Origin of the sequence: Buttiauxella massiliensis (assembly GCF_902500225.1) — a bacterium.
GTDB lineage: Bacteria > Pseudomonadota > Gammaproteobacteria > Enterobacterales > Enterobacteriaceae > Buttiauxella > Buttiauxella massiliensis.
Genome location: NZ_LR722648.1, coordinates 79676 through 94011, shown reverse-complemented (window position 1 = coordinate 94011; position 14336 = coordinate 79676). Strand labels below are relative to the sequence as shown.

The following is a 14336-nucleotide window of genomic DNA, read 5'->3' as shown; positions in this document are numbered from 1 at the left end:
TTATTTTTCCGTCAAAGAACGACCTTACACAACCTGGCCGCAAGACTCTTGCGGCAATAAAGGAAATTCCAAATGAGTAAAGTCATTGATTCACTTGAAAAGATATTGCTTCCTTTCGCAGTGAAAATTGGGAAGCAACCGCACGTCAACGCAATTAAAAACGGCTTCATCAAATTAATGCCATTGACCCTCGCTGGGGCAATGTTTGTTTTAATCAATAACGTTTTTCTGAGTTTTGATACAGGTTCATTTTTCTATTCTTTAGGTATTCGTTTAGACCCCTCAACCATTGCAACCCTTAATGGGTTTAAAGCCATTGGCGGCAACGTATATAACGGTACGTTAGGTATTATGTCGCTAATGGCGCCTTTTTTCATTGGCATGGCGCTGGCTGAAGAACGGAAAGTTGATCCATTGGCTGCCGGTTTATTATCCGTTGCGGCATTCATGACTGTGACTCCATATAGTGTTGGCGAAGCTTATGCTGTCGGCGCGAACTGGTTAGGTGGTCAGAATATTATTTCCGGTATTGTTATTGGCCTGGTAGTGGCGGAATTATTTACATTTGTTATTCGTCGCAATTGGGTTATTACTTTGCCAGATAGCGTGCCGACTTCGGTATCACGTTCATTCTCTGCATTAATTCCAGGCTTTATTATCCTGTCTATCTTCGGGATTATTTCCTGGCTGCTGGCAAACCACGGTAGCAACTTCCACCAGATTATTATGGATTCCATTTCAACGCCGCTGGCGTCAATGGGTGCCGTAGTAGGTTGGGCGTACGTTATCTTTAACTCCTTACTGTGGTTCTTCGGTGTGCATGGTTCACTGGCGCTGACCGCGCTGGATAACGGCATCATGACGCCATGGGCGCTGGAAAACATCGCACTCTATAACCAGTATGGTTCTGTTCAGGCGGCAATTGACGCGGGTAAACAGTTCCACTTCTGGGCTAAACCAATGCTCGACTCCTACATCCTGTTGGGTGGTTCTGGTGCGACGCTTGGCTTGATTATCGCAATCTTCATGGTTTCACGTCGTGCAGATCACCGTCAGGTGGCGAAACTGGCACTGCCTTCAGGCATCTTCCAGATTAACGAACCTATCCTGTTCGGTCTGCCAATCATCATGAACCCGGTTATGTTTATCCCGTTCGTACTGGTACAGCCGATTCTGGCGGCTATCACTCTTGCGGCGTATTCGATGGGTATTATCCCGCCGGTTACCAACCTTGCACCGTGGACAATGCCAACCGGTCTGGGCGCCTTCTTTAACAGTAACGGTAGTATCGCTGCTCTGTTAGTCGCGCTGTTCAACCTGGGTGTCGCGACCTGTGTCTACATACCGTTCGTCATCCTGTCTAACAAAGCGCAGGCTGTCATCGAAGAAGAAGAAAGCGAAGAAGATATTGCTAACGCACTGAAATTCTAATCTTCAATTATAAGTAACTTTGGTTGGGGATGGCCCCCTGTCCCCAACCACTTTAAATGTACCGGGAGAGAATTTGATGTTTGATTTAGAAAATGCGGTCGATAACGAAGTCGATACCAACGATCTTGAAGAAGTGGTGATGGGTTTAATCATCAATTCTGGTCAGGCGCGCAGCCTGGCATACGGCGCACTGAAAATCGCTAAAACTGGCGATTTCGAAAAAGCCTGGGAACTGATGGCTCAGTCCCGCGAAGCACTGAATGAAGCCCACCTGGTACAAACCAAACTGATTGAAGGCGACCAGGGCGAAGGCAAAACCAAAGTCAGCCTGGTGCTGGTTCACGCGCAAGATCACCTGATGACGTCTATGCTGGCGCGCGAACTGGTGACAGAACTTATTGAGCTTCACGAAAAAATAAAATAAGTTGGAGTCCCTATGCAGCCACCGGTAATCAGTATGGAAATCAACACGGCACGCGAGAGCCAGCTTTTTGATGGTCAACATTTCCACATGTTCATCCACAACAAAGTCGAAAGTGTCTCCGGGCTGCACCAGCATGATTATTACGAATTCACGGTGGTATTGACGGGACGTTATTACCAAGAAATCAACGGTAAACGTGTGCTGCTGGAGAGAGGGAGTTTTGTTTTCATTCCACTCGGCTCTTATCATCAAAGTTTTTATGATTTTGGTGCGACCCGAATTTTGAATGTTGGGATTAGCAAGGCTTTTTTCGAACAGCATTATTTACCGTTATTCCCAGCATATTTTATTGCGTCACAGGTTTATCAAATTAAGAATGAATTTTTGACTTATATTGAATCTGTGACTGCTTCATTAAACTTCCGTCAGGGCGAGTTTAGTGAGTTTCTTGAAATGGTGACGTTTTATATTGTGAACCGCCTGCGTCATCATAAAGAATCTGAGTCAGGTGGTGATATTCCTGGTTGGCTAAAAAATACCGTCGAGTTGATGCATGGCAAGTCGATGTTTGGTGATAAAGCATTAGTGAATATGGTGGAGTTGTCCGGTAAGTCACAGGAGTACTTAACCCGTGCTACACAGCGCCACTATGGCAAAACACCGATGCAAATTATCAATGAGATAAGAATTAATTTTGCCAAGAAACAACTGGAGATCACGAACTATTCTGTTACCGATATTGCTTTTGAATCAGGTTACAGTAGTGCCAGTATGTTTATTAAAAACTTTAAAAAGTTGACATCATTTACACCACAGCATTATCGGAAGCAGTTATATAGCATTAAATAACTTGTAAATGTATTAATGATGGTTGGTCTTTGGCTCCAGTAAAATTAATTACTGGATATAACCTTCAATAATACATCTATAGATCTCACTTATATCGAGCGAAAGTTCTAGCGGAGTCCTCATGAGTAAAAAATTGAAAGTCGTCACAATCGGTGGTGGTAGCAGCTATACCCCTGAATTACTCGAAGGTTTTATTAAACGTTACGAAGAATTGCCGATTACTGAATTATGGCTGGTTGATGTTGAGGCGGGTAAAGAGAAACAAGATATTATCTTCGATCTCTGCTTGCGTATGATTGAACGCGCGGCAGTGCCAATTGCACTGTATAAAACCCTTGATCGCCGCGAAGCCTTGGTTGATGCCGATTTTGTTACTACGCAATTGCGTGTTGGGCAACTTAAAGCCCGTGAACTTGATGAGCGTATCCCACTAAGCTACGGCTATTTGGGCCAGGAAACTAACGGTGCGGGTGGTTTGTTTAAAGGCCTGCGTACTATTCCGGTGATTTTCGACATCATTAATGATGTGAAAGAGATCTGCCCGGACGCCTGGGTTATCAACTTCACTAACCCGGCCGGTATGGTAACCGAAGCGGTTTATCGCCACACTGACTTCAAAAAATTCATCGGTGTTTGCAACATTCCAGTGGGCATGAAAATGTTCATTAAAGATGTATTGAAACTCGCACCAACAGATGAGTTGAATATCGATTTGTTCGGTCTGAACCACATGGTCTTCATCAAAGATGTCATCGTTAACGGCACTTCTCGCTTTGACGAACTGCTTGATGGCGTGGCATCCGGTACGCTAACCGCAGGTTCAGTGAAAAACATCTTTGATCTGCCATTCAGTGAAGGTCTGATTCGTTCTCTGCGCCTGCTGCCGTGCTCTTACTTGCTTTATTACTTCAAGCAAAAAGAGATGCTGGCTATCGAAATGGGCGAGTTCTACAAAGGCGGCGCGCGCGCAACAGTGGTGCAGAAGGTCGAGAAGCAGCTCTTCGAGCTGTACAAAGACCCTGCTTTGAATGTGAAACCAAAAGAGTTGGAACTGCGTGGCGGGGCTTACTACTCTGATGCGGCTTGTGAAGTTATCAGCGATATCTATAACGACAAGCAAAGCGAGCATTACGTTAACGTGCCACACCATGGGCATGTTGATAATATTCCTGCTGACTGGGCGGTTGAAATGACCTGTACCATCGGCCGTGATGGCGCAACACCAAGCTCACGCATCACTCATTTTGATGAAAAAGTGCTGGGCCTGATTTACACCATCAAAGGTTTCGAAGTGGCGGCCAGTGAAGCGGCGCTTAGCGGAAACTTTAATGATGTTCTGCTGGCGTTAAATCTAAGCCCGCTGATTCATTCTGATAAAGATGCCGAGAAAATTGCCCGCGATATGCTGTTAGCTCACGAAGCGAATTTGCCAAACTTTGCGCAGGCGATTGCTGCACTTAAATAACTGGAAGCCTTCCCTATAAAGGGAAGGCAGCTTACCGAGGCGACAATGGATAAGTTATTAATTGTTAACGCGGACGATTTTGGGCTGTGTAAGGCGCAAAATTACGGAATTATCGACGCATTCACCAACGGTGTAGTGACGTCTACCACCGCGATGGTTAACGCCGCAGGCATTGAGCATGCTGTTGCACTCAGTGCAAAACATCCAGGTCTGGCTATTGGGATGCATTTTGTACTGACGTTGGGTCGACCATTGTCTGCTATGCCAGGCCTGGTTGATGAAAAGGGCGAGCTGGGTAAATGGATTTGGCAGCGAGCGGAAGAAGACACTCTGCCACTTGCGGAAATTGAGCAAGAGTTGGCATGTCAGTTCGCGAGATTCGTCGAATTATTTGGCCGCAAACCTACGCATCTCGACAGCCATCACCATGTGCATATGATCCCGCAGATCTATCCGATAGTTGAAGTCTTTGCGAAAGAGCAGGGCGTGGCAATCCGCTTTGATTACGATGCTGCAATACCTGGCGGGCTTGAGTGCCTGGGCGTAAAAACAGCGGAAGGTTTTGATAGTGGTTTTTATGGTGAGGCGATATCGGAAACGTTATTCCTCGATACACTTGACCGTTCCATGGCGCGTGGTGAGCAATCGTTAGAAATAATGAGTCACCCTTCCTTTATTGATAACACCATTCTTAACAGCAAGTATTGCTATCCACGTCTTGCTGAACTGGATGTATTGACCTCACCGTCGTTAAAATATGCGATTGCAGAACGTGGTTATCGGTTGGGTTCGTTTAAAGATTTGTAGTCTCCAGGGGCAATGGTTCAAACCATTGCCCTTTTTGTCAGACCGATTTTGTCAGCATGATGAGAAGACTGTCGACCACATCAGGTGCTTGCTCATAAAGATTAAGATTCTCCGGCTGCATTAGCCAGTTTTTAATGATCCCACTCAGATAGCCATGAATAAGCGTTATAGTGAGATCGATATTAGTATTAACAGGAATTTGACCTTTCGAAATACAATTGCGTAATATCTTCCTCATTCTTTCCCGGTTAAACCAAAAACGCTCTCTTATCTCCCTCTCTGAATACATGTCCCCAGTAAATTCACACGTATGATAAAGAATTTGTAGTAATTCGTGCTGGCAACGATCGGTAGCAATGAATCTTAAGGCCTCAATAATCCTTTCACGAAGCAGTATTAAATCGTTATCGTGATATTTCGCTTTAAGTTTCTTTCTTATCTCTTCACCGATATAAGGTTGAGCGTTCCAGATTTCATTAAATAACGAGACCTTACTATCGAAATGCCAGTAAATCGCACCTCGAGTCATGCCCGCCGCATCGGCAATGTCAGCAAGAGTGGTAGTAGATACGCCATTTTTAGCAAAAAGCGTGATTGCGACATCGATCAGATGCTGACGCGTTTTTAATGCCTCAGCTTTGGTTTTTCTTGCCATGGTTAATTAACTCTTTGTGGATTTTAGTTACAAGAATTAACAGGTTTAAATATTATTTTTCTTTTAGGTTTTATTTAAAAACGGTTTTTTAATTAAATGAGGAATTATTGTGGGCTTTAAATTTTTCGTTGTCCAGTAGCGATATAGAAGATTATACATACAAGCATGAATCATTAATCGATAAAGCCTCTGTTAAGCTAATTCTCTCTATATCCATTACAAAATTAGACTTTAAACAGAGAACTTTTCACATGGCGAAGTTTTTTATCGAGCGCCCCATATTTGCCTGGGTGCTGGCGATCATTTTGATGCTGGCGGGTGTCCTGTCGATCATTAATTTGCCAGTGGCGCAGTACCCGACAATCGCTCCACCTGCGGTTGCCATTAACGCAACCTACCCTGGAGCCGATGCCAGTACTGTTCAGGATACCGTGACCCAGGTTATCGAGCAGAACATGAATGGTCTGGATAACCTGATGTACATGTCTTCTACCAGCGATGCCTCGGGTAGTGTGACGGTGACGCTTACCTTCAAGTCAGGCACCGATCCAGATATCGCGCAGGTTCAGGTACAGAATAAACTTCAGCTCGCCATGCCTTTACTGCCGCAAGAAGTGCAGCAGCAAGGAATCAGTGTGAAGAAGTCCTCCAGCAGTTTCCTGATGGTTGCCGGTTTTATCTCGGAAGATGGCAGCATGAGTCAGGACGACATCGCTGACTATATTTCTTCGAATATTAAAGACCCGATTAGCCGCACTGCGGGGGTGGGAGATGTGCAGCTTTTCGGGGCACAATATGCAATGCGTATCTGGCTTGATCCTAATGAGCTAAATAGATACCAACTCACCACGCTTGATGTGATTAACCAGATAAAAACCCAGAATGCACAGGTGGCAGCTGGGCAACTGGGTGGCACGCCAGCCATTCCTGGCCAGCGGCTGAATGCTTCTATTATTGCGCAGACTCGCTTGCGTGACCCCGAACAGTTCGGGCACCTTCAGCTCAAGGTGAAGGCAGACGGCTCCAAAGTTCAGTTACGTGATGTCGCTCGCATTGAACTGGGCGGCGAAAATTACAACGTTATCGCCCGCTACAACGGAAAACCAGCTGCGGGTATCGGGATCAAATTAGCGACGGGTGCTAACGCGCTGGATACCGCCAAAGCTGTTCAGGCACAAATGGCCCGCCTGCAACCCTTTTTCCCGCACTCCTTGAAAGTGGTGTACACCTACGACACCACGCCATTTATCAAAATCTCCATTCGCGAAGTATTTAAAACCCTGGTTGAAGCCATCATTCTGGTCTTCCTGGTGATGTATCTATTTTTACAGAACTTCCGCGCAACACTGATTCCTACCATTGCCGTACCGGTTGTGTTGCTCGGCACTTTTGCTGTGCTCGCGGCGTTCGGTTACTCCATTAATACATTAACGATGTTTGGCATGGTGCTGGCGATAGGCTTGCTGGTGGACGATGCCATTGTGGTGGTGGAAAACGTTGAACGCGTGATGGCTGAAGAGGGACTGTCCCCTAAAGAAGCAACCCAAAAATCAATGTCGCAGATACAAGGGGCGCTGGTAGGGATCGCGATGGTGCTCTCGGCGGTGTTTATTCCGATGGCCTTTTTCGGTGGTTCAACTGGGGTTATTTATCGCCAGTTCTCGATAACCATTGTTTCGGCAATGGCCCTGTCGGTGTTGGTTGCGTTGATCCTCACCCCTGCGCTTTGTGCCACTTTGCTCAAGCCGGTCGTCAAAGGCAGCCATGGTAGAACCCATGGCCTATTCGGTTGGTTTAATGCTCGTTTTGAGCAAAGTACCCACCATTACACCAATAGCATAAGGCTGATTTTACGTTCTACCGGGCGCTATATGGTGGTTTATGTCTTGATTGTTGCGGGCATGGCAGCACTCTTCCTTCATTTACCTACCTCATTTTTGCCCGAAGAAGACCAGGGCGTTTTCCTCACTATGGTGACTTTGCCCGCAGGGGCGACGCAGGCCAGAACTGAGAAAATCATGGATCAGATAACCGATTACTACCTGACTCATGAATCCGCCAATGTTGATTCAGTCTTCACCGTTAATGGCTTTAGTTTCAGCGGCAAAGGCCAGAACAACGGCCTGGCTTTTGTGCGTTTGAAAGACTGGAGTAAACGCCCTGGCAAAGAGAATGAAGTGACGGCTATCGTGGGTCGCGCAACCCGCGCTTTTAGCCGAATTCACGAGGGAATGGTATTCGCTTTTAATCTGCCCGCAATTACGGAGCTGGGCACTGCCACAGGTTTTGACTTTGAATTAATCGATCAGGCAAGTCAGGGCCATAAGGCGTTGACGCAAGCGCGAAACCAACTTTTAGGCATGATTTCCAAACGTCCGGATTTGCTGGTGCGCGTGCGCCCGAATGGGCTGGAAGACACGCCGCAATTTAAGTTGGTCGTTGATCAGGAAAAGGCACAGTCGCTGGGCGTTAGCATTTCCGATATTAATCAGACTATTGCCACTGGATTGGGTAGCACTTACGTCAATGACTTCATCGACCACGGACGTGTGAAAAAAGTTTACCTTCAGGGGCGGGCATCGAACCGTATGCTGCCGAGCGATATCAATACCTGGTATGTGCGCGGAAGCAGTGGGCAAATGGTGCCGTTTTCCGCTTTTGCCAGTTCACACTGGATCTATGGTTCACCACGACTTGAACGCTACAACGGTCTGCCTTCTATGGAGATCCTTGGTGAAGCGACTCCGGGTAAAAGTACCGGTGAAGCTATGTTGCTGATGGAAAGTCTGGCCGAGAAATTACCCGCGGGTATTGGTTTTGACTGGACCGGCATGTCTTACCAGGAACGTTTATCCGGTAATCAGGCCCCGGCTCTGTACGCCATCTCGTTGCTGGTTGTCTTCTTATGCCTGGCGGCACTCTATGAAAGTTGGTCAATTCCGTTCTCAGTCATGTTGGTGGTACCACTTGGCGTCATCGGTGCACTGCTTGCCGCCACGCTGCGCGGATTAAATAACGACGTTTATTTCCAGGTTGGGTTGTTGACCACCATTGGACTGTCGGCCAAAAACGCCATTCTGATAGTCGAGTTCGCCAAAGATCTTATTGATAAAGAAGGTAAAGGATTAATTGAAGCCACGCTCGACGCGGTGCGTATGCGTCTGCGCCCAATTCTCATGACTTCGCTGGCATTTATTCTCGGTGTTATGCCTCTGGTGATTAGCCGTGGGGCGGGGAGTGGTGCGCAGAATGCCGTCGGTACAGGCGTTATGGGCGGGATGATTTCCGCAACGCTGCTGGCGGTCTTTTTTGTCCCGGTATTTTTTGTCGTGATTAGCCGCCGCTTTGGTAAGGCGAAATAACAGGAATACGTTGCCGGTGGGTTTCATTTCCCCATCGACGTTCGGTTTTTACTTTAAGAGTCATGCTTTAAGGAATCGTAATGAAGAAATATGGCGAGTTCATCATCCTGTCATCCATGCTGTTGTTAGCGACGGGTGCCTTAACGGGTTGTAATGATAAAGGCGACGAGAAGGCAGCAATGCCGACGCCGCAGGTCAATGTGTTTACCGTTAAAGCGGCGCCACTGGCTGTGACGACTGAACTTCCAGGGCGTACAGATGCCTTTCGTGTGGCGGAAGTTCGCCCGCAGGTGAGCGGCATTATCCTGAAACGTAACTTTATTGAAGGCAGCGATATCGTTGCTGGAAATTCACTCTATCAAATTGACTCGGCCACGTATCAGGCCGCCTGGAATAGCGCACAAGGCGCACTCGCAAAGGCTAAAGCTGCTGCAAACATTGCACATTTAACAGTGAAACGTTATGTGCCATTGCTCGGTACCAATTACATCAGCAAGCAGGAATACGATCAGGCAGTCGCGAACGCACAACAGGCTGATGCAGAAGTGAAAGCTGCGCAGGCTGAAGTGGAAAATGCGCGAATTAACCTCGCTTATACCAAAGTCACCTCGCCAATCAATGGGCGTATTGGAAAATCGAATGTCACCGAAGGGGCATTAGTGACAAACGGGCAGGCCTCGTCGCTGGCTACCGTTCAACAGCTTGACCCAATCTACGTTGATGTCACGCAATCCAGCACTGACTTTATGCAACTGAAACAAGCTGTGGAAAAGGGCAGTTTGCAAAAAGCAAACGGTAAAACTACGGTGCAATTGCTTATGGAGGATGGCCAACCCTATCCGCTAAATGGCGATCTGGAGTTCTCCGATGTCACTGTTGATCAAACGACCGGCTCCATTACCTTGCGAGCCGTATTCCCCAATCCACAGCATCAATTGCTGCCAGGTATGTATGTGCGGGCAAAAATCGATGAAGGCATTCAGCCCGAAGCGATTTTAGTGCCGCAACAGGGGGTGACGCGCAATCCGCGTGGTGACGCCACCGTGATGGTGGTCGACCAGAATAATAAAGCGGCCGTCCGCGAAGTGGTGGCCCCTCAGGCGATTGGCGATAAATGGCTGGTAACCAAAGGTGTGAAGCCTGGCGATAAAATCATCGTCAGTGGGCTTCAGCGCGTGCGTCCTGGGGTTGCTGTTCAGATAGTGCCAGATAGCGCTGCCACTCAAACACGCTAAGGTCTGCACAATGGCTAAGTTTTTTATCGAACGACCAATTTTTGCCTGGGTGCTGGCGATCATTTTGATGATTGCTGGTGGCTTGGCAATTTTACAGCTTCCCGTCGCACAGTATCCAACGATTGCGCCACCGGCTGTTGCGGTGACGGCAACCTATCCTGGTGCTGATGCCCAGACGGTGCAGGATACCGTGACGCAGGTTATCGAACAAAATATGAACGGTATCGATAACCTGATGTATATGTCCTCCACCAGTGATTCTGCGGGCGGCGTGACTATTACCTTGACCTTCAAATCAGACACCAGCCCGGACATTGCCCAGGTTCAGGTACAGAATAAGCTGCAACTGGCGATGCCACTGTTGCCACAGGAAGTACAACAGCAGGGGATTAGTGTCGAAAAATCCTCGAGCAGCTTCTTGCTGGTCGCCGGTTTTATCTCTAATAACCCAAGCCTGACACAGGATGATATTTCCGACTATGTGGCATCAAATATTAAAGATGCTATCAGCCGAACCAACGGGGTGGGGGATGTGCAGCTATTTGGCGCTCAGTACGCGATGCGTATTTGGCTTAATGCGAATGCGCTGAACAAATACCAGCTTAATCCGGGCGATGTAGTCAATCAGCTTAAATTGCAGAATGACCAGGTGGCTGCCGGGCAACTCGGTGGCACACCTGCGGTTAAAAATCAGCAGCTTAACGCATCGATTATTGCGCAGACACGCTTACGTGATCCGGTTGAGTTCGGCAAAGTAACCATGAAAGTGAACCCGGATGGTTCAGTCGTTCATTTAAGCGACGTGGCACGCATTGAGCTGGGTGGTGAAAACTACAATACGGTTGCGAAAATTAATGGCCAGGCTGCGGCAGGCCTGGGAATTAAGCTTGCGACGGGGGCGAATGCGCTGGATACCGCTGCTGCTATCAAGTCAAAGCTGGCCTCGCTGCAACCTTACTTCCCCCAAGGGATGACGGTTGTTTATCCCTATGACACCACGCCGTTTGTGAAAATATCCATTCATGAGGTGGTGAAAACATTGTTCGAAGCGATCATCCTGGTGTTCCTGGTAATGTATCTCTTCTTGCAAAATTTGCGCGCCACGCTGATACCGACTATCGCGGTGCCGGTCGTATTACTGGGGACATTTGCCGTCCTATCCGCCTTTGGCTACTCGATAAACACCCTGACGATGTTTGGCATGGTGTTAGCGATAGGCCTGCTGGTTGATGATGCGATCGTGGTGGTGGAAAACGTTGAGCGCGTGATGGTCGAAGAGCATCTCTCACCGAAAGAAGCCACCAAGAAATCGATGAGCCAGATCCAGGGGGCGTTAGTCGGTATCGCTATGGTGCTGTCGGCGGTGTTTATTCCGATGGCCTTTTTCGGTGGCTCGACCGGAGCTATTTATCGCCAGTTCTCGATTACTATCGTTTCGGCAATGGCGCTTTCGGTGTTGGTTGCTTTGATCCTGACACCAGCACTCTGCGCGACTTTGCTAAAACCAGTTGACCCGCAGGCGCATGAAAAAACGGGCTTCTTTGGCTGGTTTAACAAGAAATTCAACCAAAGTGCTCATCACTACACAGATAGTGTCAGTAACATTTTACGCAGCACCGGGCGTTATTTACTGGTGTATGTGATTATTGTTGCAGGAATGGCGGTGCTATTCCTGCGTTTACCTACCGCATTCCTGCCCGAAGAAGATCAGGGTGTGTTTATGACGATGGTGCAGCTGCCCGCTGGTGCGACGCAGGAAAGAACACAAAAAGTGCTCGATCAAATCACCGATTACTACCTGAATACCGAAAAAGCCAACGTCGAATCCGTGTTTACGGTGAATGGTTTTAGCTACAGCGGGCAGGGGCAAAACTCCGGGATTGCCTTTATTAGCCTGAAACCCTGGGAGGAACGGTCTGGAAAAGAGAATGCGGTCGGTGCGATTGTTGAACGCGCGACCAAAGCATTTGGTCGGATTCATGATGGACTGGTGTTCCCGTTTAACTTACCGGCGATTATCGAATTAGGTACGGCGACGGGTTTTGACTTTGAACTGATTGACCAGGCAAACCTTGGCCATCAGCAATTAACGCAGTCACGTAATCAATTATTGGCGATGATCTCCAAATATCCCGATATATTGACGCGAGTTCGCCCTAATGGGCTTGAAGACACCCCACAGTACAAGCTGGAAATTGACCAGGAAAAGGCGCAAGCCCTTGGCATTAGCCTTGCGGATATTAATCAAACCATAGCCAGTGCACTGGGTGGTACTTACGTGAACGATTTTATCGATCACGGCCGCGTGAAGAAGGTTTATGTGCAAGCTGATGCCCGCTTCCGCATGTTGCCGCAGGATATTAATAATCTCTATGTCCGTGGTAGCTCTGGTCAAATGGCTCCACTTTCGGCATTTTCGTCATCGCACTGGATGTATGGATCGCCGCGTCTTGAGCGATATAACGGTTTGCCATCGATGGAACTATTGGGCGAAGCTGCACCGGGTAAAAGCACCGGAGAGGCCATGGTGTTAATGGAGCAATTGGCTTCAAAGTTACCCGCTGGAATAGGCTATGACTGGACGGGAATGTCATATCAGGAAAGGCTTTCTGGAAACCAGGCTCCTGCACTCTATGCCATCTCGTTAGTGGTCGTGTTCCTTTGTTTGGCTGCACTCTATGAAAGCTGGTCGATACCATTCTCGGTCATGCTGGTTGTGCCATTAGGCGTGGTTGGCGCACTTCTGGCGGCGGTAATGCGGGGAATGAATAACGACGTTTATTTCCAGGTCGGATTGTTGACCACTATTGGTCTGTCGGCGAAGAATGCAATTCTAATCGTCGAATTTGCTAAGGACCTGATGGAAAAGGAAGGCAAAGAGATAATAGAGGCCACGCTTGAGGCAGTACGGATGCGTCTGCGACCTATCCTGATGACATCACTGGCATTTATTCTGGGGGTGATGCCACTGGTATTAAGCAGCGGTGCAGGTAGCGGGGCGCAGAATGCAGTGGGGACAGGGGTAATGGGCGGAATGCTCTCGGCAACCTTGCTCGCCATCTTCTTTGTGCCGGTGTTCTTTGTGGTGATACGAAAACGGTTTAGCAAAGGTAAGGCATAACAGCACTGACAAGCCCGAACTAAGGTTCGGGTTTTTTTATGGACAAAGCGGTATCAGATGACAAATTAAGGACGAAAAAAAAGTCTGAACGCGAATTCAGACTTTCTCTTGGAGTATGGCGGTGAGAGAGGGGCTGACTGCGCTGCGCCAGCATTTGGACGTCATGGCCGCAAGCGTCCCTGACGTCCAAATGCTGGCGCATTTGTCGAACCTCGGGTCGAGGATTCTCACCCATCTCTCCACGGGTTTCGGGCGAAAAAAAAGCCCGCATTTGCATGCGAGCTCTTCTTTAAATATGGCGGTGAGAGAGGGGTTCGAACCCTCGATACGTTGCCGTATACACACTTTCCAGGCGTGCTCCTTCAGCCACTCGGACACCTCACCGTTTTGAATCAGTTGCCAATATCACGGGGCAACGGGGCGCTACTATAGGGAGTAGACCGCATTCGGTCAAGTTTAATCTTCTGTTTCTATACCGTTTGGTCAAGGCATGAACGATGCCGGATTTTAGGCAAAAAAAAGTCTGAACGCGAATTCAGACTTTCTCTTGGAATATGGCGGTGAGAGAGGGGCTGATTCGCTACGCTCACCCTACGGGCGTCACGGTCGCGAGCGCCCCTGACGTCCAAATGCTAAAGCATTTGTCGAACCTCGGATCGAGGGTTCTCACCCATCTCTCCACGGGTTTCGGGCGAAAAAAAAGCCCGCATTTGCATGCGAGCTCTTCTTTAAAGATGGCGGTGAGAGAGGGGCTGATTCGCTGCGCTCACCCTACGGGCGTCATGGTCGCAAGCGCCCCTGACGTCCAAATGCTAAAGCATTTGTCGAACCTCGGGTCGAGGGTTCTCACCCATCTCTCAACGGGTTTCGGGCGAAAAAAAAGCCCGCATTTGCATGCGAGCTCTTCTTTAAAGATGGCGGTGAGAGAGGGGCTGATTCGCTGCGCTCACCCTACGGGCGTCATGGTCGCAAGCGCCCCTGACGTCC

The 14336-nt window shown here is 48.3% G+C and carries 9 protein-coding genes and 1 tRNA gene; 8 read left to right on the top strand and 2 right to left on the bottom strand.

Annotated elements, in window-relative coordinates; all coding sequences use genetic code 11:
- Positions 1–72: 72 nt before the first annotated feature.
- From chbC to chbG, 5 genes are all read left to right on the top strand, one after another.
- Positions 73–1431 carry a PTS N,N'-diacetylchitobiose transporter subunit IIC gene (gene chbC, locus GC128_RS00475; protein WP_120066697.1) on the top strand — a complete coding sequence of 453 codons (1359 nt, stop codon included), beginning with the start codon at positions 73–75 and terminating at the stop codon, positions 1429–1431.
- Positions 1432–1507: 76 nt separating this feature from the next.
- Positions 1508–1855, top strand: a complete 348-nt coding sequence (gene chbA / locus GC128_RS00470; protein WP_120066696.1) for a PTS N,N'-diacetylchitobiose transporter subunit IIA — start codon at positions 1508–1510, stop codon at positions 1853–1855.
- A gap of 12 nt (positions 1856–1867) precedes the next feature.
- Entirely contained in the window at positions 1868–2704 is an 837-nt protein-coding gene (gene chbR, locus GC128_RS00465; RefSeq protein WP_051880561.1) for a transcriptional regulator ChbR, read from the top strand.
- A gap of 121 nt (positions 2705–2825) precedes the next feature.
- Positions 2826–4169: a 6-phospho-beta-glucosidase gene (locus GC128_RS00460; RefSeq protein ID WP_151992649.1), complete on the top strand. Its 1344-nt coding sequence runs from the start codon at positions 2826–2828 to the stop codon at positions 4167–4169.
- A gap of 45 nt (positions 4170–4214) precedes the next feature.
- The gene (chbG, locus tag GC128_RS00455) at positions 4215–4976 is read left to right on the top strand and encodes a chitin disaccharide deacetylase (protein WP_151992648.1); all 762 of its coding nucleotides are present in this window, start codon (positions 4215–4217) and stop codon (positions 4974–4976) included.
- 37 nt (positions 4977–5013) lie between these two features.
- On the opposite strand, the gene envR is transcribed toward chbG, so the two are convergent.
- Positions 5014–5631, bottom strand: coding sequence for an acrEF/envCD operon transcriptional regulator (gene envR, locus GC128_RS00450; RefSeq protein WP_151992647.1), 618 nt, complete (start codon positions 5629–5631; stop codon positions 5014–5016).
- A 251-nt stretch (positions 5632–5882) separates the two neighbouring features.
- Here envR and GC128_RS00445 point away from each other — a divergent pair, with 251 nt between their 5' ends.
- The 3 genes from GC128_RS00445 (at position 5883) to GC128_RS00435 (ending at position 13349) form a co-directional block, all read left to right on the top strand.
- A complete protein-coding gene (locus GC128_RS00445; protein ID WP_151992646.1) occupies positions 5883–8993 on the top strand; it encodes an efflux RND transporter permease subunit in 3111 nt (1036 codons plus the stop codon).
- An 80-nt stretch (positions 8994–9073) separates the two neighbouring features.
- Positions 9074–10228: an efflux RND transporter periplasmic adaptor subunit gene (locus GC128_RS00440; RefSeq protein ID WP_151992645.1), complete on the top strand. Its 1155-nt coding sequence runs from the start codon at positions 9074–9076 to the stop codon at positions 10226–10228.
- A 10-nt stretch (positions 10229–10238) separates the two neighbouring features.
- Positions 10239–13349, top strand: coding sequence for an efflux RND transporter permease subunit (locus GC128_RS00435; RefSeq protein WP_151992644.1), 3111 nt, complete (start codon positions 10239–10241; stop codon positions 13347–13349).
- Between the two features lie 296 nt (positions 13350–13645).
- Here the strand turns inward: GC128_RS00435 and GC128_RS00430 are convergent.
- Positions 13646–13733 (bottom strand) — tRNA-Ser (locus GC128_RS00430).
- Between the last annotated feature and the right edge of the window lie 603 nt (positions 13734–14336).